Consider the following 24,256-nt stretch of genomic DNA (forward strand, 5'->3'; position numbering starts at 1 on the left):
CATAATCTCAATCCCTGAACGATTCCGCCTACACCTGCATGCGCATGATCTGCTGGTAAGACTCCATCAGCTTATTGCGAACTTCCACCATCAGAGTGAAGGCCACACTGGCCTCCTGCATGGCCACCATGCTCTGGTGCAGGTTGTCCACCTCTCCGGTCATCACCCGCCGAAGCTCTTGCGCTGAACTCTTTCCCTTACCATCCACTTCCTGAACGAGATCTCCAATCAACTTCCCAAAAGTCACTCGGCCCGAGGGTTCTGTCGCACTGCCGGGCTGGATCATCGTCGCCTGATCCACTCCAGAGCTGCCTTCGAGGCGTTGGAGTTGCTGCGTCTGGCGCGCTCGCAGCTGCTCCATTTGCTGGGAGATTTGATTGCTGCTGATCAATGTTGAGCTGGATTCGATACCTGAGATCATGGCAAGAATGGGTTATGGGATAGATTCAACGTCGAGCCACCATCATGCGTTGATGGACATGGCTTGCTTTGCGAGTTGGCGCGAGGTTTTCATGACGGCGAGATTCGCCTCATAGCTGCGCGATGATGCAATCATGTCCACCATCTCCATTGCAGTCTCCACGTTGGGAAGCGCGACGAATCCCGATTCATCCGCATGGGGATGGTCCGGATTGTAGATGCGTTTAAATTCCGACAAATCGTCAAATACCCCCGACACCCGGACTCCCTGCAGATGGGATGCAGGATCGGAAGGTTCCAGTCCTGTACTGCGGTTGAGCACCGACTCAAAAGCAACGAGCTGTCGTCGATAAGGTTCCCCTGAGGCAGTTTGTGTTGTGTTTGCATTGGCAATATTCTGCGCGATGATCTGCATGCGCAGCTTTTCTGCATTCAGTGCGCTCGCCGTGAGCTGGGAACCGGGCATGATGTCCATATCGTTATCCTCTCAATTGTTAAAGGGTTCAGGTGTTGCTCACGTTTCCGGTAATCGCACTCTTGATGCGTCCGAACGATTTGCTCATGTAGCGGGTCAAAAATTCGTATTCGAGTGAATTCCGGTTCATCGCCAGCATCTCGTTTTCGATCTGCACATTGTTTCCGTCCGGCCTTACTGCTGCAGTCTCCGTATCCACTTCCAGACGATGTTTGAAGTCTTGGAGACCCTGTATATCCCCACTTCGCAACATCGTCTGCAGCTCTGCTTCAAAGCTCTTGTCGAGATCGATGCGTTTGTAACCCGGGGTCTCGACATTCGCAAGATTGGACGCAATGGCCTGATGCTTGAGCAGGCTCTTATCCATCAGAGTCTGAGCCATCTGATAAACTTCCCTGTTGTACAACGCTTCGATCATGCCGCAACACAAGCAACCTCTGTGCCACACAAGACAACACATGCGTTACCAACTCACTTCCAAAGAGTTGCAAATCCAAACATCACAAATTATTTTCGCTCAAGCACCCTACTAGGAATTTTTTTCACCCCTTCATCTCTTTTCGTTCGATATGATTTGAATGCAGCCGCAATTTCAGGTCTATTAACTCTCTCACCCAATCCTTCCCGGCATGACACAACCCCACCGACATATCACCAACAGTTGCCCGGTTGTGATCGACCGCGCAGGCAACATCGTCGAATTCCAGGATACCCTGGTGGATGTGCTCAACCTGCCCAGACAACAGATCACCGGGCAGTCGATGGATGCAATACTCAACCGTCTGCATCCGGGTTGGGGCCAGCGCTGGACCGATCACATTGCTCAGGGAAACTTTCGATTCGTTCTCGATTCGCTCTCATCCACTCACCCGGTAACTGCTCCGTTTCATCTGGAATTTCAGATTCTCGTTCACCAGGAGCACCTCTTTGCGACTATTTCCCGCATCGAAACCACTGATGATGGGTTTGAGGGGTCGATCAAGGATCTTCTCGAAGATCCCGCCCGCATCTCCCAGCTTTTCCTGCGCCTGCAGCGCTCCGAATCCAGACTGGAGAGTTACATGCACCATTTCCCGGGCGTCTTTTTTTATCAGCGCACGGATTTTTCCTTTCAGTACATCTCCCCCAATTTTGAACGGCTGCTCGATTTCGAACCGGATCGTCTGCTGCGAAGTGGCTCCCAGTTCCTGGGCATGATTTTTGATCAGGACCGGGATTTTTTCGTCAGTGAACTGCGAAAGCACTCCACACTGGGACGCTCGTTCACCCTGCAGTATCGCATGCGCAAACCCGCAGACCAGTCGGTGATCTACCTCACTGACGTACGTTCTCCCGTCTATTCTGCATCGGGCATGCTCCTGGGATATGAGGGAGTCTGGCTCGACACCACCCGTCAGATCATCGCTGAGCGCAAACTGACCAGCACCGCGTGGAAGGAAAACCTCGCCATGCTCACTGCGGGCCTGGTGCACGATTTCAGTAACATCATGGCTGGTATCTACGCGCTCAGTGAACTTTACCACGCTTCCATGAGCGAAGGTGATTCCATGTATGAAGGACTCGGGCAAATCAAGAAAAGCTCCATGGAAGCCCGCAAACTGGTACGCCGTATCATCGACATCAACCGCGAAGAGGCAGGTCAGAAAAATTACCACGATCCCAAAAAACTCATCTACGAGCAGTTGGATCTGTTGAAAATCATTTTTCCGCGCGGCACCCAGATCGACCTCGACCTCTGCGGTGATGAAATTCCAGTGTACATCGATGATGTCGAGTTCCGGCAAATCCTGCTCAACCTGGCCATGAACTCCAAGGACGCGCTAACCAATGGCAAGGGCCAGATCCTCATCCAGACCCGTCGCGTCCACTCGGGAGAATCACTCTTTGACAACGCTCAGCGCGGAAGCCGCAGCGCACCGAAAACCGGGATTTTGATTTCGTTCAGGGACAATGGGAGCGGCATCCCCAAGCTCTACCGCGACCGCATCTTCAATTCTTTCTTCACCACCAAAGAGATTCACAAGGGTTCTGGCTTCGGTCTCTACAACATTCGACGCATCCTTCAGTCTGCCGATGGCATGATCGATTTTGAAACCGAAGAAGGAAATGGCACTGTCTTCCATCTCTACCTGCCCGAAGCAGACTTCACGGAGCAAAGCACTTCGGCTGAGCACGATCTCCACCTTACTTTTCTCCCCGTTGAGCAGCGTCCACTCATTGTGATCTATTGTCACGAGGATGCCTCGCAATTTGATTTGGTCACCATGCTTCGCTCCAAAAACTGGGAGGTGATTGTCTTCAGCGAACCCGCAAAAATGAAGACTTACCTCAAGGAAACCCGCCGCTTTCCAAATCTCTGTTTGTTCATTGATTCGGAGATGGATTCCAGGGTACCCGACCTTTGTAACACATTCAAATCCATCCATCCGGATACCCTTTTTGCGCTCTATGCAAGGGGAAGGAATCCCGATGAGATCCCACACACCCACTCAAAGGAAATGGCCTTGATCTGCGACAGCAATATGGATCCCAGGAAAATTGTGGAAAGCCTTGAGAAACTGATCCGTTCGCCGTTAACCATAAGATAAAACACACTTGATCCCGGCTACTCATTCCCATGCCCACCGACGATTTTCCCATCCTGATCATTGACGACGAAGAAATTGTGCTGCTCGCCATCTCCGAATCCCTGAAACCCGAGGGATATCACATCGTCACAACGACCAAACCGGAAGAGGGAATCGAGCTGCTCAAGCAACAATCGTTTTCCGTCATCATCTCGGATCACCACATGCCCGGCATGACCGGCTTGGAGTTTTTTGCTGAGGCAAACAAGATCCAACCCATGGCCAGCCGCATCCTGATCACCGGGGTGCTCACGCTCAAGGTTGTCGTCGATGCCATTAACAAGGGTGAAATCTTCCGCTTTATCGCCAAACCCTGGATCCGGGAGGAACTGCTCGCCACCGTCAAAAATGCGATCCATCGCTATGAACTGATGTCGCAGAACTACCGCTTGCAACAGCAGACCCAAAACAGCAACGCAGACCTCGCCAAGCGCAATGAAGAACTCGAATCGAGGGTAAAGGAACTGGAAACCCGGCTGAAGCGCGAAAACAGCTCTCAAGCCCATGGCGATGCAAACCTGCGCAATGCCCTCGAATTGACACTGCGCATCGTGCATCACATCGACGCCGATATCGGGCGTGAGTGTCAGCAGGTCGTCAACGCCGTGGATGCCATGCTCAGTTCCGGACGTCTCCCGTCCCCCATCATCCCGACACTTCGCGTCGCCGCCTACCTCAGTCCGCTCGGAAAACTCAACATCGACCGCACTCGCCTGCGCGAGTTTCAGGAGAACGCCGATGAATTGCATTCCGACGAACTCGAGTATTTTCACAATATCCCCGTCTACTCCCAGCTACACGCTGCACAGTTCGAAAATTTCCCCGATCTGTCGCGCACCGTTCGCGCCAGCCACGAGCGCATCGATGGTCGCGGCTATCCCGATGGACTAGAGCGGGACCAGATTCCTCTCGCTGCCCGCTATCTGGCGGTTGCTGTCTATTATGCGGAGAGTCAGCTCTCCACCGAGCATACACTCGAAAACATCCGTCGCATGAGCGGCAGCGCATTCGACCCCTCCGTCGTCAATCTGTTTCTTGACGCCAATGCCCACCTCAAGCTCGACAAAAAGGTCCACTCGCTCAAGGTTTCACAGCTCAAGCCGGGCATGGTAATCGGCGAAGACCTTCGCTACCCCTCCGGTGCCGTTCTCCTGCCCAAGGGTTCCACTTTGAGTGATGCCACGATTCGCTTGCTTCAGCAATCCAGACGCATCAACCTGCCAACGGATTCGGTGCTCGTCTACCGCTGAACCCTTTCCGACACTGTCAGTCGCAGCAACAGCTGGAACCGCAAAAAAAGGCGTGTGCCATGTTCGCTGCATGACACACGCCCTACTATTGATTCTTGCTATAGTCGTCGCAAAAGATTCTGACAACCGAAGACAAAACAAAGTCATGCAAAGATCGGAACATTTGAAACTTCATTCGCTCACAGCTCATCTTTTTACATTTCTTGCAGAACTTTCTGACACTTTTTACAATTCAACTCGCAATCCCTTCACTGGCATTGCAAATTGCATTCCCGATACCCCAGTTTTCTCACGCAGCCAATAACCTGTGAGGCGACAAAAACATTCCAACAAGCACAACTCTGCTCCATTCGACAAAAGTCTCGCTCTTTGTTTTCCCTCCGGTAGCATGGCCCCTTACGCATCGAGATCACACTCGTTGATCGCACCGCTTGACTGCATGAAACCGAATTTTCTCACGACCATCCCATCGACAGTACCTTGCATTTTGCAGCAGATGCCGTTTTCTAACCGATTAGCGTGAGCATGGATAAGGACAAAGCATGGATCGGCGTGGACCTCGACGGTACACTAGCCTATCACAACAAGTTTCGTGGCCCCGATTACATCGGTAAACCCATCCCCATCATGCTGTACCGGGTACGCAAGTGGATCGAAAAGGGTTATCGCGTTAAAATCGTAACTGCCCGTGCCTCCGACCCCGAAGCCATTCCTGCCGTTGAAGCCTGGCTGAAAAAACATGGTCTCGGCGACTTGGAGGTCACCAATCAGAAGGACTACGACATGGTCGAACTCTGGGATGACCGCGCCGTACGTGTCATGGCCAATACAGGCAATCCAGTCATCTACCCTTCTGTGCTCGGGTTGCCACGTGCACCCCTGGTTGAATTTGACGAGGTTTATCTCAAAAACCACAAATCCAAACGCACGCCCGCCTATGTGCGCGGAGAAAAACTCACTCCAAAACAGCGACCCAACTGGTTTCAGCGCCTGTTTCGCAAACGATCAAAATAGCCTCCTGACTTATCACCTCTTGCCTCTTGGTGAGTGATCGCGTTGCATGCAGTATGCCGCTAGCATCCCCAATTTCATGATCGTCGTAAATGCTATTGAATCCATGCCGCAGATGGATCGCCCCATCCATCTCGCCATTGGCATGTTTGACGGAGTCCACATCGGTCATCAATCTGTGATCGAAGCCTGCATCAACACGGCTCGAAACTCGGGAGGCATCGCTGCAGTGCTCACTTTCTGGCCTCACCCGAGCAAAGTACTGCGCCCCGAAGCTGCCGTCCCCCAAATCATGCCGCTCGAGTCCAAACTCTGGACGCTCGAGCGCAAACACATCGACTGCACCGTCGTACAGTCTTTCGAGGATTCTTTTGCAGAATTGAAAGCACCGGATTTTCTTTCGTACCTCAAACAACACATGCCAGCGCTCAGTACCTTGTTTGTGGGTGAAAATTTCCGCTTTGGAAAAGGACGGGCCGGAGATGTCAACCTGCTTCGCAAGTGTGCCAAGGTTGAGGGTGTGCATGTCGTCAGCATGGAACAATGCCGCTACGATGGCGAGCCCATCAGTTCCACCCGCATTCGCAATTTGCTGCAGGAAGAACGCTTCAACGAGATTCGTTTCCTGCTCGGGCACCCCTACACGGTACGCGGCAAAACCACCCCCGGCCGCAAGGTCGGGCGTTCGATCGGATTTCCCACACTCAACATCGACTGGGCACCGGAGTTGAAACCACCCTATGGCGTCTATGCCGTTCGACTCTACCGCTGCTCACCGGGCAGCGAGTGTCCCGTTGCACCTTCGTTGCCCGGGGTAGCAAACTATGGGATCCGTCCCACCTATGACGTCGGCACTGATCCGGTTCTCGAAGTTCACCTGCTCAATCCGGCGCAGATCGACTACGGCACACAGGTTGCAGTGGAGTGGATGGAATACCTGCGACCGGAGAAGAAATTTGAGGATGCCGAGGCGCTCGTCGCCCAGATTCACGAAGACGTGCAGCGTGCACGCAACGCCCTTCGCCTGTGACAAACGAGCATTCCCACACTCCCGCTCTGCTCATCCTTGGCTGCGGTTATCTCGGTCGTGAAGTGGTCCACCTCGCACTGAAAGCGGGATTTGCCGTCGATACGCTGACTCGCAATACCCAAACCGCTGCTGACCTGAAACAGGCAGGGGTGCGTCACTCCCTGCAGGCAGAGCTTCACGATAGTTTCTGGCACTCTGCAATCGATCCGGCAACCTATCAGGCAATCTACATCACCGTTGGTTCCTCCGAAAGCACACCGGAGGGGTATCGCAAGTCCTACCTTGACGGCCTACAGTCCGTAATCACCTGGGCACAGGACTGCTCGACCCATTTGATCTATACCAGCAGCATTTCAGTCTACGGATCATCGAAGGGTCAATGGATTGACGAGTCCACGCTGCCCAAGCCCCGCGATTGGCGCGGTCACACCTTGCTCGAGTCTGAGCAACTGCTTTTAAACAGCCACGCCCAGCACAGCACCATCCTTCGACTGGGAGGAATCTACGGCCCCGGGCGTGATCGCTTCCTTCGCAGTGGCAAGGCTTCAAGCTCCCCCGCCTACTACCTCAATCTCATTCATGTGAGCGATGCGGCCAATGCGCTGTTGCGGGTTGCGCAGTTTTCAACACAAGCAAAGGGAATCTACAATCTCACTGACAATCATCCCTTTTTTCGTCAGGATCTTGATGCATTCGTCCTGGAGCATGGACTCGTCACCACGGAGCAGAGTCCACAATCTGTGGGACACCGACGCAAATCTCCTGCCAATCGACGCATCCGTTCAACCCAAATTCAGGAGTTGCTGTCCTGGCAGCCGCAATACCGCTCCGTATTTGCCTTTCTTCGTCCAGACGTTTCCGATGCGTGAATGAGCGGCTTTCCACTCTGCTCACGATTCTTCAAGCTGGGTTTGCCCCCCAACCCTGCCCCCTGCAATCGGTATCCCCCGGGATTTTCAGAATCAGGTTGAAGCCATGCTCAACGTGCCTAAGGTTTTCACTACCTTTGCCATTGCACGGAACGCTTGCATCATGCCGAAAAACATTGGATTCATTTCTACCCGATTTGCCGGTACCGACGGAGTCTCACTCGAAAGCGCCAAATGGGCCGAAATCCTATGGGATGACCGCCACGTCAGCTTCTGGTACAGTGGACAGGGTGATCGCGACCCTTCCATCAGTCACTGTGTTCCCGAGGCCTTCTTCGGGCATCCCGAAAATGCATGGATCAATGAACGCATCTGGGGACGGACAAGGAGAGACCGCCAACTCTCCCAACGCATCTACGACTATGCACAATACCTCAAAAGCACGCTCTACGATTTTCGTGAAACCTTCGCGCTCAACATCGTCATTCCCCAAAACATTCTGGCCATTCCCATGCACGTGCCACTCGGCATTGCAATGACGGAATTTCTCGCCGAAACACAGATTCCTGCCATCGCCCACCACCACGATTTTTACTGGGAACGCACCCGATTCTCAGTCGGGGCCATCAAGGACTACCTCGACATGGCATTCCCCTGTGTCCTGCCCAACATGCGGCATGTGGTCATCAATCAGGCCGCACAGGAGCAGCTCTCCCTGCGCAAGGGTGTACCCGCAACCCTCGTGCCCAATGTCTTTGATTTTGAGAATCCACCACCCGGGATTGACGATTACTCGCGCAACCTGCGTGAGGAAATCGGCCTGACCCCCGATGACATTTTCATACTCCAACCCACCCGCATCGTTCCCCGCAAGGGCATCGAACACGCCATCAAGCTTGTCGGTGCACTCCACAATCCCCGTTGCAAGCTCGTGATTTCACATGAGGCGGGTGATGAGGGTCTCGAATATCGCAATCAGCTCGTTCAACTGGCCAAAGATGAAAAAGTGGAACTCATTTTCATCGATCATCTCATCAGTGAGGTGCGTCAGACCGATATCGACGGAAATAAAAAATACACTCTCTGGGATCTCTATCCCCACGCCGATCTCGTGACCTACCCAAGTACCTACGAGGGCTTTGGTAACGCTTTGCTGGAAGCGATCTATTTTAAAATTCCAGTCGTTATCAACCGCTATTCCATTTTCATTCAGGATATTGAACCCAAGGGATTCAATCTCTGTGTGATGGATGGTTTTGTTACGGATGCAGTCGTGCGCAAGGTCAATCAGGCACTCTTCGATGCCGATGCACGAAAGTCCATGGTGGATCACAACTACAAGGTGGCAAAGCGTCACTACTCCTATGCCCTTGTGCGCCGCCTGCTGCGCACTACCCTGAGCACCCTTACCGGAGTCGGATCATGATCAAACCCGTATCACGCTACGAAATCAACCGCATCAAGCGTCGCTTCATCACCCTCTACGGAGAACGTGCCTCCGAGCGTCTCATTGAGCGTTTTATCCAGTTGATCGGACGCTACGGAGTCGGACTGCAACCCGAACCTCTTGTGACGCGATGGAGCGAAAAGGACGCCATCCTTATCAGCTACGGTGACAGTATTCTCGAAAACGATGTGCCCCCGCTCCAGGCTTTGAAACGGTTCTGTGACCGATACCTCAAACGCCGCTTCAGCTGCGTTCACATCCTTCCCTTCTACCCTGGTCTTCGGATGACGGATTTTCCGTGATCGACTACCGTCAGGTCCATGAGGAACTTGGGGACTGGGATGATGTGCAATCCCTGGGAGAGCATTTCGATCTGATGTTTGATCTCGTGCTGAACCATTGCTCCGCTCGAAGTGCGTGGTTTCAGGATTTTATCGACGGAATACAACCTGCCCGCCACTACTTTCTCGAGATTGACCCCAAAACCGACCTCACCGCCGTTGTTCGACCCCGCACATCTCCCGTGCTGACTCCTTTCAAGACGCGCGACGGAGAGGCACATGTCTGGACAACCTTCAGTGCGGATCAGGTTGATCTCAACTGGCAAAATCCGGACTTGCTGTTCGAGTTTCTCGACATCCTGTTCCTCTACCTTTCGAAAGGAGTGCACTACCTGCGCTTCGATGCGGTGGCCTTTCTCTGGAAAGAAATCGGAACGCGATGCATTCACCTTCCCCAAACCCACGAGATCGTTAAACTGCTCAGGGATATCCTTGAAATCGTGGCACCACGTGCCGTGATCATTACCGAAACCAACGTACCACAATCCGAAAACTACAGCTACTTCGGCGATGGTGATGAAGCCCACATGGTCTATCAGTTCAGCCTGCCTCCTCTGTTGCTTTACAGTCTGTTGTTTGGGGATTCCACCCATCTCACTCAATGGGCGCTGCGCATCCCGAAATTACCTAGCGGCTGCACCTTTTTTAATTTTGCAGCCAGTCATGACGGCATCGGATTGCGTCCAACCGAGGGCATGCTCAGCTCGGACGAACGCAAACGGTTGATTGAGGTCGTGGAATCCAAGGGAGGAAAGGTTTCCTGGAAATCCAACCCCGATGGCAGCCAGAGTCCCTACGAGATGAACATCACCTATTATTCAGCCTTGAGTGATGATTCAGCCGATCAGGGAATCGCCCGCTTTCTCTGTTCCCAATCCATTGTTCTCGTGCTCAAGGGCATCCCGGGTATCTATATTCACAGTTTGCTTGGAACGCAAAATGATACCGAATTGTTTGAACAAACCGGTCAGAACCGCTCGATCCATCGAAAAAAATGGAACCGGGATCAACTCAATCAACACCTCGCAGACGCACACGATCCTCAATCCAAAATCTTTCGCCGCATGCTTGAAATGCTCAAAGTGCGCTCGCGAGTTACAGCCTTTCACCCCGACGCCAAGCAGATCGTATACGATCTCGGTAAGTCCGTTTTTGGCCTCGAACGTCAGTCCTCAGACGGTTCTGAGAGGGTGCTCTGTCTGCACAATCTTACCGAGCAGTTGGTCAACCTTCCCGATATTGCCGCAGAGGATTCTTCGTTTAGCCGGGGTTCCGTTTTTGTTGATCTGCTCACAAACCAGAATTTCCGGGCAAAATCAGGTAAATTCTCCCTCAAACCCTATCAGGTCGTCTGGCTGAGAATGCCTTCTTCATGAGCTGCAGTCTTGCCTGCACGAGCCACTCTCAAGGATACAGCTGCAGCACGTCAATCGTTTCTCCAGGCAACAGCGGTGCCGCTGAATCGCTCACCCAGAGCGGATGATGATCCCGGTAGTGAGGCGAGAGAAAGTGCCCGCTCTGCCCACCTGGCATGGTGAATCTTGCCTTTTCTTCCTGACCAGGACTCACGACCATTCGCAACGATGGTCCATGTGATCGCGTTTGCGCATTGGGGCTGTATCGGTCTCCGTCCATCGGGGTTTTCGTCATATTCAGCCATCCTCCCAACAAGGGAATTCCACTGGCCAATGGATGCTGCATGCGCAGCTCATTGAGTCTGCCGTGAGTTGCCTTTTCGAGGGAGCCATAGCTTGCTTCAAGTTGCTTCACAACAGTCCGCATCACATCCACCAGCTCTGCATCCCAATCTTCAAAGTCCTCATTGACCAAATGTTCAGGTTGCTCCGAAACCAATAACCAAAGTGCTTCATCAATGCTCAGGTCAGTTACCCGAAATTGCGGATCCAGTGCCTTGAGCGGAGCCAGAATACGGTCAAACACACACTTGCGCGTCTGTTCATAAAAACCTCGAACCAACGCATATGCCGAACTGTCGATCGATGCCTCCCCACTCCACTCGCGAAGCACGGGTTCCACCGATGCGCGCAATGCCTCTGGCATTTTCGGGATCAACATCTCAGCAAGCTCATACCACCGCTCCAGGTGTGCCGCTGAGTTGCTCAGCTGCAGTTCGTGCATGTCTCTCTCGTCCGCAGAATGCATGCGCTCCAATGCCTGCTTGATGATCCATCCTCTCGCCTGGTCCGAAGCCCTTCCATCTCCAAGCTTGGCAAAGGCTTCGCCGCCCACTGCACGATTGTTCGCATTCCACACGCGTCCCTTTGGCGGATTGATGATCGAAGGATAGGCATCGGCAGGCAGGCGACCTTTCCACTTCCATTTGGAATCATTCGAAGACTGCGGAAGAAACCCATCATAGCCTTCCCGCTCCGGAATCCACCCAACGGCAGTCCAACCAATGGAGCCATGATGGTCTGCTGCAATCAGGTTTTGCACTGGCATGTTTTGACGTTGTGCAATCGCAAAAAGTTCCTCAACAGAGTCCGCACTATCCACATCCTTCATCGCCAGATTGAAATTATCCGGCATCAATCCCGACCAGAGCAATGCATAGGGATTACCGGAACTATCACGACCGACGAGCGGACCATAGTCCGTCATGAATACTTCCTGGATTTCATCGCTGCCATCGCGCATTCGGATCCGCTCTTCAATCCTTCGAATCGCGCTGCTTCCCTTTGGGGTCAAATAAGAGTTTTCCTGTTCCGGATCCGGAATCAGGCGTACGAGATCTTCGGTATCCGCCACTGCTACAGTCATGCTCCACGCCACTCGCGTATTGGAACCGATCACCACCAGCGGAAGTCCTGGAATCGTTACACCCAGCAGTCGAACAGGTTTTCCTCTATCACTTTCATATTGATAATCAACACGATACCAAATATTCGGCACACGCAGATTCAGGTGCGGATCACCCGCAAGCAATGCACCTCCCTGCGCTGAAAATCGATCTGCTACCGCCCAGGCATTGGAACCTTGGAGTTCTTTGCTCTCATTCGCTCGCAATGTGCTCGGCAATGTGCTCGGCAATGTTGCAGTTCCGCTCAGCTCAAGCGGCCTCCCGTTGAAAGTCCAATGCTCTGATGATGGAATTGGGAATATGGGAAATGTGGACCCATCAATCGCCGCTTGCCATCGCGTGCTGTTGCGACAGAGAAACTCAAACACCGGTTTTGAATAATGTTCGGAAACCAGTGCAATACTGCGGGCAGTACGAGCGTCTCCACCTTCCAGATCGAGATACATGCTGTAGGCCACGAGCAGACAATCCACCGGTTGCCACTCGACTGGCCGGCGTGCAAGCAATCCATACTCCCATGGTCGCACCCGTAGCGAATCTAATCCCTGATTCACACCAGCCGTATATTTTTCCAACAATTCCCGCTCGTCAGAAGATAACTCGGAATACACCTTCTCCGCTAAGTAGCGAAATCGAAATTGCCGCAGGTAACGGTCGAAATCGAGCGTACCCGGAAGCAGTTCGCTCAATTCCCCGGCAGCACTGCGCCGAAGCAAATCCATTTGAAAATAACGTTCTTGAGCATGGAGAAACCCCATCGCCACATAGGCATCCGTGCGCGATGCCGCCCGAATCGTAGGAACTCCCAACTCATCCCGCTCAATGCGCACGTTGTCCCTCAATGCAGGAATTTGAACCGAACCCGAACGTTGGGGAAGACTTCCAGTAAGCAGCAATCCGACAGCCACAACGACTGCAGCTGCCATTCCAATCCCTCCAACGGCAATCCACCGAATCCATCGTTTGCTCATCCTGTCACTCCATCCGTTGGCAGACACTGAAGCAAGTCTCAAGGCTCCGTCAATTCATGCTCTCAGCTTGCCCGGGTTCTTGAACTGCAGCTGATAGCAAATTCCCCCGGTTGCGCTTCAAGTGAACTTACACATGCAAATCGGAACAGATGGTTTCCCTTGACGCATAACATCCATGCGACAGATTCATAGCCATGATCTTCAAGGTCTGATCCGCTCAATCTCAACAACAAAATTTCCACCGATTGTTCGGTTGCACTGAATTGACCACGGACGGTGAAATCCCCCTGCCCCTATGCAATCAAAATCTTCGCCGACCCGATTCTCTATCCGGAGCATTTCACTCCAATCCCTATTAATATGGATCTTGGTCATGCTCTGCATCGCGATCCTGCTCCGTCTACCGTCCAACTCTCCGGAATCCGATCAGTTCCCACTTTCCGAAAGCTCAACAGATACACCTCATTCCTCCGCTTCGAGTGGCTTGCTGTCCGAGCTGATGCAGGCCAATCACACAACCTTCTTTTCCCCAACGCCTCCCCCCCAACAACCCGTTCTGTCGCTTCCGTGGGAAACAAGCCGATACGTTTTGGTGCAGCTCTCACTTCAGAACCTGCTGGCAGAGCCTGGCCTGTTTCAGGTCTACCATCAGTTTCTGTCGTCAGTGCTTCCCCACATCGAGGTCATGGCCCTCTTTCATCGCTCAGAGTACAAACAGATTCCGGCTTTTCTACAAGCGATGCAGGACAAAATGCATGACCCATCTCTGCTGGATCGTCTGGTTTGGGTCCCCTCCGATACCCAATCCATCTGGGTCAGAGATTATGGTCCCCAGTTTGCACACAACCGCAGCAATCAGTTGGTGGTATATGACAATTCATTCCGGGACCCCCGTACTGAAATCTCAAATCTGCTCAGCTTGGAAGCAAGCCGGAAAGCCGAAGGCCAACATCCTCTCAGTTCGACGTTTTATTCCGAAATCGAACGTCTCCGTGGTGATGACATGGCTCCCAGTGTTGTCGCAACCTTTCTCAACCTCTACCATGAGGACCCCGTCTTGCTTGTTCGCCCTCCTCTCGCCCTGCTGGGAGGGGATTTGATACCCATCCGTTCGAAAGAGGTGATTGTCTCGCAGTCAACGCTCGAAAGCAATGGCGGGCGCGCTGATCTTCTGGTTCGCCTGATGCGCCGCTACTACGGCATCGACAAAGTACACTTCCTCTCGCACCTGCCCGGCAATACCATCAATCATCTCGATTTTATCCTGGCCCCGTTGGATGAGAATACGATCCTGATCGCCACCCCTCCGCCCGCACCTGCCGCCAACCGCATCTATCAACGTTTACTACACCGCGAAATCACACAAGTTCTGGAAAAGAACCGACGTTACCTCCAGAAGCATTTTCCAAGGCACAGACTGATTGAGGTTCCGCTCCCTCCACTCGCAGTCGATACCGATGCAAACATCATGGAACGCTTGACGATTACACTGGTGCAAACTGTCGCCACACAAATGGGCCTCTCTCCCGATGAAGCATTCCAGTATGACAGTACCCGCCCCGATGTTCGTCGCCTGCATCCGGATCTATGGCAGAAAATTCGAGACGACACTGGCATCGATTCACTCTCAAATCTCCAGCAGTTATCCTTAGCCTGCCAGCACTACTTTGGGCAAAGTTCCGAACAAATCCTCAACCTCTATGTTGAAAATTTCGCCGTCTACCGCTCATACCTCAACGCATTGCAGGTGGTGAATCCAGATGGACACGAACACCTGTTCATTCCCCGGTACCAGCCTCGTAGCGACGAAGAGCAGTCCCTGATTCCCGAACTCGAAAAACAGGTTCTCGCTGCATATCGGGAAGCACGACCCAATGCATCCTTGCACTGGATCGATTGCGATCCGCTCATCGATGACCTCGGTGCCGTTCACTGTTTTGCATCGACGATTCCTGAAATCCGCAAACCTTCGCAACATGGCGCGACACGTCCCAGATAGCATTCGCTTTCACCCCCTCGACTACGCAGCTGCTCTGGGTTTTGTCGTCTACGCAGCCAGCGTCACTGCGACGCCGATGTGCCTTGTCGCACTCAGCCATGAATTGGGTTTTTCAATCGGAGAGGGAGGATTGCTCGAATCCATGCGCAGCATCCTTGTCATCCTGACTCTGCTGCTCAGTGGGTTCATTGCCGCCCATTTTGGCAAAGCAAGAGCACTGGGCTGGAGCACGCTCGTGATCGCCTTTGCTATGGTAATCTATACCGCTACCTATCATTTTTTTCCGCTCCTGCTGGCACTGGCACTGCTGGGAATCGGGGGTGGCGTCATCGAAGCCCTGCTCAATCCGCTCGTTGAAGAACTGCATCGAGGGGATTCAGGGCGCTACCTCAACCTTCTCAACGCCTTTTGGTCCGTCGGTGTGCTGATTAGCGTTCTGGTAGCCGGAGAGCTGCTGACGCAGGGGATTTCTTGGCGCTATTTCATGGGAGGACTCTCCTTACTGGGACTCGCAGCAGGATTGCTCTTTCTGCTTCTTCGCAACAGGGGAGCACCTCGCGTTCGCGTCCCGATGGTGGATGTTTTTGCGCACAAAACGGCATTGCTTCAGAACCCGCTGTTTTATGGATTTGCCGCAATGATGTTCATGGCGGGAGCAGCAGAAGGATCCATCATGTTCTGGAGCGCAAGTTTCATCCAACTTCACCATGGAGGGGCACCTCGCATCGCAGGATTTGGAGTCGCCTCCTTTTCTATCGGCATGATTCTGGGACGATTGTTTTGTGGTTGGTGGATTCGACAACACCACCTCAGGGCCGCGATACTCTATTGCGCAGTCATCGGTAGCTTGGTCGGGCTGGCATTGCCCTTCGTCGACCGCATCAGCAGTGTTTTGTTTGTGCTCTTCCTTGCCGGCCTCGCAACCGCCACCTTTTGGCCGAGCATTCAGGCCTACGCTGTGGATTGCATGCCCAGCTCGGATTCAACTTCCTTATTCATCCTGCTCTCCTGCGGAGGCATCGCCGGATTTGGCTTTGCATCCGGAATCATCGGCCAATTGGTGGAACACTTTGGTTTTACGACAGCACTGCTGGCCATTCCCGCCTTCTTTGCACTGCTTGCACTCATGGTGTGGGCAAAGCCCCACAATGCCCGAACTTCCAATACTCCCTAATCCCGCATCACGCCACACATTCCATCTGCGATTCCAATCCCATCTGCCACATGTCTGAAACTCTCACCGCTCTGGTCATCATTCTTGCACTGGCTTCCCTTGCAGCACTCGCCTCTCGCTCACTCGAACTGGGCACGCCATCTTGAAGTCAGAGCACACATACCAATAGTAATAGAACACACCAACGATTCCAAAATTTATCACTTACACTTCTGGAACATAGCTGTCTGAGTGCTCCACTGTTAGCCCAAAGGTGCCACTCTGAGATTTCGAACAACGCGAAGCCCCCCCCAGTCTGCGCCCTTCATTGTCGCATATGCAGCCTTTCGGTGAGCTGAAAAACACAGCGGGTTCTGGCGTTGCAACTCTTTCAGATATGCAGCACTCCCAATCGCCATACCGTCGGAGAAATACCGTATTCGGCAACGCAATACTTCCGAAAGCTCAAGTTTACCCCTGTTGACCAACACTGCTTCGACTTTTTCCACCGGAATGCGCCCGGACGCTTTTTCTGCGCTTCCTTTGCTTCGGTAGCCCTTTCCATACAAACACATACGGTACGAACAAATCGCTGTTTTCCACGACTTTCCAAAATACATGGATGTGTAGCCCGTTCTCGCATCCTTCTGTCCCCCCATTGCCGCTCCATAGCTGCTGAAACGATAGTCTGCGGGGTCTTGCACGAGTTCCGCCCGGACCGGGTTCAGATCAATGTAGGCCGCTACGGTGCTCATGGCTTCCCGGCTGGGTTCCACAATGAGACTCTTGAATCGGTCCGACCAGATGCTGCCCTGATTCTCATGACGATGGTTATACCAAATCCCAAATCGCTGCTTCAGTTCACGCATAAAAACGGAAACATCACCCATGCGCTGTCGCAATCGCTCTCGCCATTGATCTGCTTCCTCTGATCCCGCATTCAGCAATGCCTCAAGTCGTTCTGGAGTAATCGCACGTGGACCCAATCGTTCGCCTGCATACATCACACGGTGTCGTCTCAACAGCTCATGATCAGAAATTTCTGACTCATGTCGAACCCGAACCAAAAGGTGGAAGTGATTGCTCATCACACAGTAAGCCAACACATCCACTCCACAAAACTGCGCTTGACGACGCATCATGCGCACAAACATCGCTTTCTCCTCATCTCCAAACAAGTGCTGCCTGCAACTCGTTCTACTCATCAGGTGATACACCCCATCCATCCCCCGGATCACCGCCCTTGGTCTGCGCCTGCTTCTCATGCCCCCAACCTCCCCCAACTCTCCACATTTTTCAAGCACAATTATAATTATCAGCCTGGGTGTTTATCGATATATTGATGAGTATTGGACTCTGGGTTGCATGAAACAAGGCGGGCAAGTATAGCTTTTGCATGAAACTGTCACTACCCCATCCTACTCGGAAAAACTGGGTCTACTTCGGAACCGCAGGGCCGGGTGCTGAGGGGATATTCTGCTCCGAATTTGATCCTGTTACCGGAAGTCTCAGTGACAGCAAATTAGTCGCATCCATCCACAACCCATCCTTTCTGGCCCTGCATCCCGACGGTAACAAGTTGTATTCAGTCGGTGAACTCAATCAAGAACCCAGCGTTGTCGCCTATCATCTTGAGCAAGATGGGGAGTTGACCGCATTCGATCAAATTCGAATCGGTAACGATTCTGCAGTACATGTTACTGTTCATCCTTACGGTAAATTCCTTCTTACTGCACAATACGACCATGGTTTCATCGCATGGATTGCACTGGATCCTACAGGCAAATTTCAAAAAATGCGACACTACCAGCATACAGGTGCGTCAAACACCGTTCACGGTCGTCAGGATTCGGCCCATCCTCATTTCTGTGAATTCTCTCCCTGTGGTCGCTTTGCTCTGGTTCCTGATCTAGGCACGGACCAAATTTTCATCTATCGGGTTGATCCAAGCTTCGGCATGATCGAATTTCACCATGCCGTCGACACCATTCCAGGTTCAGGTCCCCGTCATCTTCGCTTCTCTCCTGACGGCAATCTCATCTACCTGCTCAATGAGCTCAATCTGTCGGTGAGCATTTTCAAATGGCAGGCGGGAGATGGTATTGCTCAACTCCTCAACAGCATCGAATGTTTGAGTGAATCCGAAAAAGCACAAGAGTCCTTCAATTCCGCCGCTGAAATCCTAGTTCATCCCAACGGTCCGTTCGTGTATACATCCAACCGTGGACACGACTCAATTTCTGTCTTTCGCGCCAATGTCGATTCATCCTCATTGCATCGCGCACAGGTCCAGCCGATACGCGGGGCATTTCCCCGAAACTTCAACCTATCACCAGATGGACAATGGTTGCTCGCAGCGGGTTCACATTCCAACAGCATATCAGTGCATCAAATTCACCCTGAAACCGGAAAACTCACCTATCAGACGGACAGCATCATTCAGGTTCCTTCACCAGTATGCATCGTATTTGCAAACCATCTCTAGCTTACTAGACCGCAGAAAACCGGAATCATCCATCAGTCCCGCAAGTCCATGCCATTCTTGCACAGCGGTGATATGCTCCCCCAAGCTCCACCACCCGGAGTTTCCATTCGCAGCCGTTCTCCAGGCTCGGCCTGCCAACCGTCCAAACCCTCACGGGGGTCCATCGATCCGTCCGTCCGGATTCTCAATTGATTGCCACAGACTCCTGCCCCACCTCCTTCACGTCCCTGCGGCTCGCAAGTCCGTCTCTGGCACAACAATGAAACCTGCATCGTTCGCAAAAATTCATATTCCCTCACCAACCCATCACCACCGTTCCAGCGTCCGATCCCACCAGATCCATGGCGTAGTGCAAAGCGCCAGATTCTCAGTGGATACCGATGTTCAAGGATTTCAGGATCGGTAATGGCGGTGTTGGTCATGTGGACATGCACTCCACTGGCACCCGGGAAACCCTTCCCTGCTCCTGCCCCTCCACCAATGGTTTCATAATACCCAAAACGGTCATCGCCAAAAAGCACATTGTTCATGGTACCCTGTCCCTGCGCAACCTGCCCAAACGCCAGCAGCAACAGGTCTACCACTCGTTGACTCGTTTCCACATTACCACCGACTACTGCCGGACACAGCGCTGGATCCGCAGGAAACTCTGGATTGAGGAAACATCGGGGCAGCACCATCTCGACCGGACGAAGCATGCCCTCATTCAAAGGTAGCTCCTCCGAAAGAAATAGCCGCATTACATAAAGAACTGCACTGGAAACGATTGCGGGAGTTGCGTTCAGATTTCCAGGGTGCATCGCTGCGCATCCGGTGAAATCAAGCAACAGGCGTCCACCTTCGACATGCCCCCGCAGTTCAAGCACTGTTCCATCGTCTAGCCTATCAGTTGCATGGAACTTCCGGTTTCCCATGCGCTTCAACGCTCGCACGCTTGCCTGCTCGGCAATCTCTGCCGCTGCCGCCAGAAAGTGCATCACCTGATCCACTCCCTCCTGTTCGATGAGAGCCTTCAGCAGCATCGCTCCCCGATGGTTCGCCGCGATCTGAGACTGCAGATCTGCAAGATTTTCTGCAATGGCGCGCGACGGCCATGCTGCGCTTCGGAGCAGGTGCTCCAAGACTGCAAAGCGCGGCGATCCACCTTCCACCAGATACTGGGGCTCGATGACAACTCCCTCCTGCGCAAGTGAACGTGCTCGAGGAGGCATCGATCCGGGTTGTATGCCTCCGATCTCCGCATGATGGGCACGGTTGGCCAGGATCGCAACACGCCGTCCATTGTGAAAGACTCCGGAAATCACGGTGACATCCGGAAGGTGCGAACCACCAAATGCGGGATGATTTGTGACGATCACATCACCGGGTCGCAGCGGGATTACTTCCAAAACCCGCCGTACACAGGTTCCAAGTGCTCCGAGATGTACCGGAATGTGTGGAGCATTGACCAACAATAAACCTTCCGCATCCAGTAGTGCACACGAATAATCGAGGCGCTCACGTATGTTCGTAGAGAACGCAGTACGGCGCAATTGTTCTCCCATTTCCTGCACCAACCCGTTGAAGCGATGCAACAAAATCTCTCGGGTCACTGATTCAGGGGCTGAAATTTCGCGTTGCGACACAAAAGTTGTGGCTTGGAATCGCTCGAGTCGCAGACTACCGCGATCACCTTTGATGCCTCTCCACCCTGGAGGAATCACCAATACACTGAACGCATCTGTCACCAATGCGGGTCCCTCAACCACAACTCCAACCTCGAGGTGTTCGCGTAAAAACACGGGAGTCAACAAACGGGAACCATGAAACCAGCTCTGAAGGGTGCGAACAGGCGTGGGAACGGAAGCACTGCTCGGATTCACCGGTGAAAAATTCTCAAGTGAATCCAGTATATCCGCAGTCCCCCATCTCATGCGCACGACCACCAGCTCCAACCGTACCGGCTGCGGAGGTTCATATCCGAAGATTTCACCGAATTTTCGAATAAACGCATCTTCCAGACTGCAATCTGCCTTGACGGTCAAGGTGGACTCCTGCCCCACCAAACGCACATCAAATTCAATCTGTTCCTTCAACCCGGACAGATCGCGCATTCCCTCCGACTGCAAAAACTGAAATGCTTCAGCTCGCATTTCGTTCAGCAACGATTCCTCCCTCTGACTCCAGCTCTCCATCGAACACAGCAGGGAACGCTCCCGGGTGCATGACACTTCGCTTGCCTGAAGTCCTGCTGCGCTGAGCAGCCCCGCATCACAAGGAGAAAGCACAGTTTGCATGCCCAACATATCTGCCAACTCACATGCATGCATTCCCCCTGCCCCCCCAAAGGCGACCAGCGCAAAATTTGCCGGATCATAGCCATCCCTCACGCTGATCTGCCGAATCGCCTGCGCCATGCGCTCATTGGCCAACTGTAACAAACCGGCCAACCACGCATCATCTTCGGGTTTACCGCGCAACTTCAGTGATGCCCATTCAGCTTCTTTCAACGAAATTGGGATTTGAAATCCATCGGGATCGAGACGACCCAGCAAGAGATTGACATCTGTTACGGTCAGCGGTCCACCGCACCCATAACATGCAGGACCCGGCATCGCACCTGCACTTTCGGGTCCAACCCTCACCCGATCCTGTTCCACTCGGCAAATAGAACCACCACCTGCTGCCACCGTTTCGATTTTCACACTACGGGCAAGGATGCGGGCAGCTCCGACCCGCTGTTCGGATTGATACGCAAAATCGCCATTCCAACGGGAAACATCCGTGCTGGTTCCTCCCATGTCCAGCGCAATGATTCGCTCAAGGCCCGCTCTCCTGCCTACTCTTACCGCACCGATAACTCCGCCCGCAGGACCACTGAGCAGACTGTCCACTGGACGAAAATTCGCTCGCGACAGCAGTTCACCCGCACTGGTCATTATACGAAGCTGTGCGGAATCCAAACCCCGCTCAACGGCATCAAGATAATCCCTCATCAACGGCCCCAGCGTTGCATCTACCAGAGTTGTTTCCGCCCGACGAAGATAGTGGATGAAGGGGCGAATTTCCGCCGATCCCGCCACATACGTAAAGCACCCCAGCCTTCGAAGATGATCCACCAGCATTTCTTCCATCTCAGGGAATCGATAGCTGTGCAACAGGACAACTGCGGCGGCAGTACACCCTGCTGCCTTTGCAGCTTCAATTCCCGCAAGCACCGTTTCGCAATGCCAATCGTAGGGTTGAATGATCTTGCCATCCAGTGCATGGCGCCCCGGAACTTCAATCACCCCATGATGCAGTGGCTGTGCTTTGACGATGTTCAGTGCAAAAAGATCGGGGCGGCGCTGGTCCCCGATCCTGCACAAGTCTGCAAAACCCTCCGAAACAAAAAAAGCAACTTTGGCTCCCTTATTCTCCAGCAGCGCATTCGTGCCACGCGTTGTGCCAAGGCGCATTTCAAGCGGCGGCATGGGGTCATTCCCACAGGTTCCCGTCAACAGCCTCGCTGCAAGCACCGGGGCCTCCCAGGGACTTCGCAACTCCAAAACTGCTCCCGGTTCCAGCCTGGGTGTCGCCCCATCGATCTCAAGTTGCAGCCAACCCTTTTCGCAATCATCATCTGCGATGCTCCCAAGACGATCATCATCGCACCACAGTTCAAAGCCACGGCAAAAACCAGGAACAGCTTTCCAGGAACTCTGCATTTGCAAGGTTCGGGAATCCCGCCAACCCTGAAAAGTGGCGCGAAGCGCACCATTCGACAACACCTTCAACCTGTGTTCCGACGCATCAGGAGCGACCGCAATGCAATCGGTAAACGTTCCACCCGTGTCCGCAGCAAAACGCCAGATATTGCTCAACTGCACCGCTGCCCGTCCCACCATCAACCCAGATTCGAATTTTATTCCTTCGCCAATAGAACCCGCTTCAATGCATTGCCATGCTGGAAAAGAAAACCATTTTCATTAAATTAAACACCGATTTGATGATTTTTGATGCTTTTTCAAACCACATCCTGCAATTTTTGATGATTTACTAACGGTTTTGAATGAATTCGATCACTTACTTCACCGATCAGGTAGATTGAACCCGTAACAACCAAAGCTTGTCCGGGCTTTGTCGGAATCGTGCACTGTTCGCAGCTAAACAGCGCATCAACAGTGGCATCCTGAATACTGCCCCGGTAATCTGACGGAACACACGCACGCAACTGCTCGAACCCGAGCGCGCGGGGCTGAGAAGGCTGCAGCAAATAGATTTCATCGGCGAACCGTGTCACCACATCCATCAGACTTCGGGCACGGTCTTCACCCAGTGAACCAACGACCATGACTGGCTTATGCCCTGTTTCCTCAATCAGACGCTGCAAATTCAGCTCGAGCATTCGCGCACCCTCCTCGTTATGAGTCGCATCGAGGATCATTTGCAACGCGGGTCGAAGACTCAGTGAAACAGTTTCCCATCGTCCTGGCCAATTCACTTGCTGCAAGCTCAAGGGTATCTGCGAAAGGTCGAGCGCGTATCGCCCCATCTCATTCTGCTGTAACACTTCACAGGCCAGTGTCGCCATCGCGGCATTGCGTCGCTGGTACTCACCGACTAGATTGCTTTGGGGGTAAGTGGCCAAATCGCGACCAAATCGATCCCGTATCGAGTATACGGTCGCATTGCATTCACTCGCCCGCTCTCGAATCACCTCCTCCGCTACGGCAGGAAGGTCACCCAAAATGACAGGAATGCCCGGTTTGAGAATGCCAGCTTTCTCCGCAGCAATGCGTTCCAGAGTATCGCCCAAAATCTGAGTATGATCGAGGCTGATAGATGTGATCACAGTCAAATCGGGTTGCAGAATATTGGTGGCATCCAAACGTCCACCCAAGCCAGTCTCAATCACAGCAACATCCACCGGGGTTTCAGCAAAGCACAGGAATCCCATCGCTGTCATGAACTCAAAAAACGATGGCCACTGCTCCGATGGAGTCGCATCATCGAGCAAAACCTTCACCATTTCCTGAGTATAGCGAACAATGGCAGATTCAGGCAGTATCGTTCGATTCACCTGAATGCGCTCGCCTTGGCGAATCAGATGTGGCGACGTATAGAGTCCTGTTGTGCGTCCCTGATCACGAAAAATTCGCTCCAGCATCGCACAAGTTGATCCTTTTCCATTGGTTCCAGCCACATGGATCGTTGGGATCCTGTGCTGCGGGTCCCCCAACAGCTTTGAAAAATGCCGCATGCGATCCAGTCCGTATTTGGCACCATGATATCTCAGGCTATATAAAAAATCACGCACGCCATCGTAGTCATGCAGTTGCTTTGCACTTTCAATGATATCATTCATGGGATGGTTGGCTCCCTTACCGAAGGCGACA

18 protein-coding genes are annotated in these 24,256 nt (G+C 52.9%); 11 read left to right on the plus strand and 7 right to left on the minus strand.

Features of this window, described 5'->3' with window-relative positions; all coding sequences use genetic code 11:
• Positions 1 to 28: 28 nt before the first annotated feature.
• The 3 genes from fliE to flgB are packed head-to-tail and all read right to left on the minus strand — an operon-like array spanning position 29 to position 1,313.
• Positions 29 to 421: a flagellar hook-basal body complex protein FliE gene (gene fliE / locus ABQ298_11835; protein ID MEQ9825065.1), complete on the minus strand. Its 393-nt coding sequence runs from the start codon at positions 419 to 421 to the stop codon at positions 29 to 31.
• A 42-nt stretch (positions 422 to 463) separates the two neighbouring features.
• Positions 464 to 886 carry a flagellar basal body rod protein FlgC gene (gene flgC, locus ABQ298_11840; GenBank protein ID MEQ9825066.1) on the minus strand — a complete coding sequence of 141 codons (423 nt, stop codon included), beginning with the start codon at positions 884 to 886 and terminating at the stop codon, positions 464 to 466.
• A 37-nt stretch (positions 887 to 923) separates the two neighbouring features.
• The gene (gene flgB, locus ABQ298_11845) at positions 924 to 1,313 is read right to left on the minus strand and encodes a flagellar basal body rod protein FlgB (GenBank protein MEQ9825067.1); all 390 of its coding nucleotides are present in this window, start codon (positions 1,311 to 1,313) and stop codon (positions 924 to 926) included.
• Between the two features lie 211 nt (positions 1,314 to 1,524).
• On the opposite strand from flgB, the gene ABQ298_11850 reads away from it, so the two are divergent.
• The 8 genes from ABQ298_11850 to ABQ298_11885 all read left to right on the plus strand — a co-directional run bounded on the left by ABQ298_11850 (position 1,525) and on the right by ABQ298_11885 (position 10,846).
• Entirely contained in the window at positions 1,525 to 3,483 is a 1,959-nt protein-coding gene (locus ABQ298_11850; GenBank protein ID MEQ9825068.1) for an ATP-binding protein, read from the plus strand.
• 29 nt (positions 3,484 to 3,512) lie between these two features.
• Positions 3,513 to 4,772: a response regulator gene (locus ABQ298_11855; GenBank protein MEQ9825069.1), complete on the plus strand. Its 1,260-nt coding sequence runs from the start codon at positions 3,513 to 3,515 to the stop codon at positions 4,770 to 4,772.
• Between the two features lie 525 nt (positions 4,773 to 5,297).
• Positions 5,298 to 5,786, plus strand: a complete 489-nt coding sequence (locus ABQ298_11860) for a hypothetical protein (GenBank protein MEQ9825070.1) — start codon at positions 5,298 to 5,300, stop codon at positions 5,784 to 5,786.
• Positions 5,787 to 5,862: 76 nt separating this feature from the next.
• Positions 5,863 to 6,813, plus strand: a complete 951-nt coding sequence (gene ribF / locus ABQ298_11865) for a riboflavin biosynthesis protein RibF (GenBank protein MEQ9825071.1) — start codon at positions 5,863 to 5,865, stop codon at positions 6,811 to 6,813.
• A complete protein-coding gene (locus tag ABQ298_11870; GenBank protein MEQ9825072.1) occupies positions 6,810 to 7,682 on the plus strand; it encodes an NAD-dependent epimerase/dehydratase family protein in 873 nt (290 codons plus the stop codon). The genes ribF and ABQ298_11870 overlap by 4 nt, the downstream gene beginning before the upstream one ends.
• Before the next feature lie 163 nt (positions 7,683 to 7,845).
• Positions 7,846 to 9,108 carry a glycosyltransferase family 4 protein gene (locus ABQ298_11875; GenBank protein MEQ9825073.1) on the plus strand — a complete coding sequence of 421 codons (1,263 nt, stop codon included), beginning with the start codon at positions 7,846 to 7,848 and terminating at the stop codon, positions 9,106 to 9,108.
• The gene (locus ABQ298_11880) at positions 9,105 to 9,431 is read left to right on the plus strand and encodes a hypothetical protein (protein MEQ9825074.1); all 327 of its coding nucleotides are present in this window, start codon (positions 9,105 to 9,107) and stop codon (positions 9,429 to 9,431) included. The genes ABQ298_11875 and ABQ298_11880 overlap by 4 nt, the downstream gene beginning before the upstream one ends.
• Positions 9,428 to 10,846 (plus strand): alpha-amylase family glycosyl hydrolase, encoded by a 1,419-nt coding sequence (locus ABQ298_11885; GenBank protein ID MEQ9825075.1) that lies wholly within the window; start codon positions 9,428 to 9,430, stop codon positions 10,844 to 10,846. Before ABQ298_11880 ends, ABQ298_11885 begins: the two co-directional genes overlap by 4 nt.
• Before the next feature lie 28 nt (positions 10,847 to 10,874).
• Here the strand turns inward: ABQ298_11885 and ABQ298_11890 are convergent, their stop codons facing one another.
• Positions 10,875 to 13,262 (minus strand): penicillin acylase family protein, encoded by a 2,388-nt coding sequence (locus ABQ298_11890; GenBank protein MEQ9825076.1) that lies wholly within the window; start codon positions 13,260 to 13,262, stop codon positions 10,875 to 10,877.
• Between the two features lie 373 nt (positions 13,263 to 13,635).
• Between ABQ298_11890 and ABQ298_11895 the strand changes: the two genes are divergently transcribed.
• Both ABQ298_11895 and ABQ298_11900 read left to right on the plus strand, forming a co-directional pair.
• Positions 13,636 to 15,261 carry a hypothetical protein gene (locus ABQ298_11895; GenBank protein ID MEQ9825077.1) on the plus strand — a complete coding sequence of 542 codons (1,626 nt, stop codon included), beginning with the start codon at positions 13,636 to 13,638 and terminating at the stop codon, positions 15,259 to 15,261.
• A complete protein-coding gene (locus tag ABQ298_11900; protein MEQ9825078.1) occupies positions 15,239 to 16,435 on the plus strand; it encodes an MFS transporter in 1,197 nt (398 codons plus the stop codon). The genes ABQ298_11895 and ABQ298_11900 overlap by 23 nt, the downstream gene beginning before the upstream one ends.
• Before the next feature lie 242 nt (positions 16,436 to 16,677).
• On the opposite strand, the gene ABQ298_11905 is transcribed toward ABQ298_11900, so the two are convergent.
• Entirely contained in the window at positions 16,678 to 17,619 is a 942-nt protein-coding gene (locus ABQ298_11905) for a transposase (protein MEQ9825079.1), read from the minus strand.
• 191 nt (positions 17,620 to 17,810) lie between these two features.
• Between ABQ298_11905 and ABQ298_11910 the strand changes: the two genes are divergently transcribed.
• Positions 17,811 to 18,899 (plus strand): lactonase family protein, encoded by a 1,089-nt coding sequence (locus ABQ298_11910; GenBank protein MEQ9825080.1) that lies wholly within the window; start codon positions 17,811 to 17,813, stop codon positions 18,897 to 18,899.
• 32 nt (positions 18,900 to 18,931) lie between these two features.
• On the opposite strand, the gene ABQ298_11915 is transcribed toward ABQ298_11910, so the two are convergent.
• Entirely contained in the window at positions 18,932 to 22,765 is a 3,834-nt protein-coding gene (locus ABQ298_11915) for a hydantoinase B/oxoprolinase family protein (GenBank protein MEQ9825081.1), read from the minus strand.
• Positions 22,766 to 22,884: 119 nt separating this feature from the next.
• Positions 22,885 to 24,225 carry a folylpolyglutamate synthase/dihydrofolate synthase family protein gene (locus ABQ298_11920; protein MEQ9825082.1) on the minus strand — a complete coding sequence of 447 codons (1,341 nt, stop codon included), beginning with the start codon at positions 24,223 to 24,225 and terminating at the stop codon, positions 22,885 to 22,887.
• Positions 24,226 to 24,256 lie beyond the last annotated feature (31 nt).

The organism is Puniceicoccaceae bacterium (genome assembly GCA_040224245.1).
Lineage (GTDB): Bacteria > Verrucomicrobiota > Verrucomicrobiia > Opitutales > JAFGAQ01 > JAKSBQ01.

Coding starts and splice junctions, on each gene's coding strand:
- ABQ298_11895 (MEQ9825077.1), top strand. CDS start 13,636: ATGCTCTGCATCGCGATCCTGCTCCGTCTACCGTCCAACTCTCCGGAA.
- ABQ298_11900 (MEQ9825078.1), top strand. CDS start 15,239: ATGGCGCGACACGTCCCAGATAGCATTCGCTTTCACCCCCTCGACTAC.
- ABQ298_11890 (MEQ9825076.1), bottom strand. CDS start 13,262: ATGAGCAAACGATGGATTCGGTGGATTGCCGTTGGAGGGATTGGAATG.
- ABQ298_11905 (MEQ9825079.1), bottom strand. CDS start 17,619: ATGAGTAGAACGAGTTGCAGGCAGCACTTGTTTGGAGATGAGGAGAAA.
- ribF (MEQ9825071.1), top strand. CDS start 5,863: ATGATCGTCGTAAATGCTATTGAATCCATGCCGCAGATGGATCGCCCC.
- ABQ298_11855 (MEQ9825069.1), top strand. CDS start 3,513: ATGCCCACCGACGATTTTCCCATCCTGATCATTGACGACGAAGAAATT.
- flgC (MEQ9825066.1), bottom strand. CDS start 886: ATGCCCGGTTCCCAGCTCACGGCGAGCGCACTGAATGCAGAAAAGCTG.
- ABQ298_11910 (MEQ9825080.1), top strand. CDS start 17,811: ATGAAACTGTCACTACCCCATCCTACTCGGAAAAACTGGGTCTACTTC.
- ABQ298_11860 (MEQ9825070.1), top strand. CDS start 5,298: ATGGATAAGGACAAAGCATGGATCGGCGTGGACCTCGACGGTACACTA.
- flgB (MEQ9825067.1), bottom strand. CDS start 1,313: ATGATCGAAGCGTTGTACAACAGGGAAGTTTATCAGATGGCTCAGACT.
- fliE (MEQ9825065.1), bottom strand. CDS start 421: ATGATCTCAGGTATCGAATCCAGCTCAACATTGATCAGCAGCAATCAA.
- ABQ298_11850 (MEQ9825068.1), top strand. CDS start 1,525: ATGACACAACCCCACCGACATATCACCAACAGTTGCCCGGTTGTGATC.
- ABQ298_11875 (MEQ9825073.1), top strand. CDS start 7,846: ATGCCGAAAAACATTGGATTCATTTCTACCCGATTTGCCGGTACCGAC.
- ABQ298_11880 (MEQ9825074.1), top strand. CDS start 9,105: ATGATCAAACCCGTATCACGCTACGAAATCAACCGCATCAAGCGTCGC.
- ABQ298_11915 (MEQ9825081.1), bottom strand. CDS start 22,765: ATGGTGGGACGGGCAGCGGTGCAGTTGAGCAATATCTGGCGTTTTGCT.
- ABQ298_11920 (MEQ9825082.1), bottom strand. CDS start 24,225: ATGAATGATATCATTGAAAGTGCAAAGCAACTGCATGACTACGATGGC.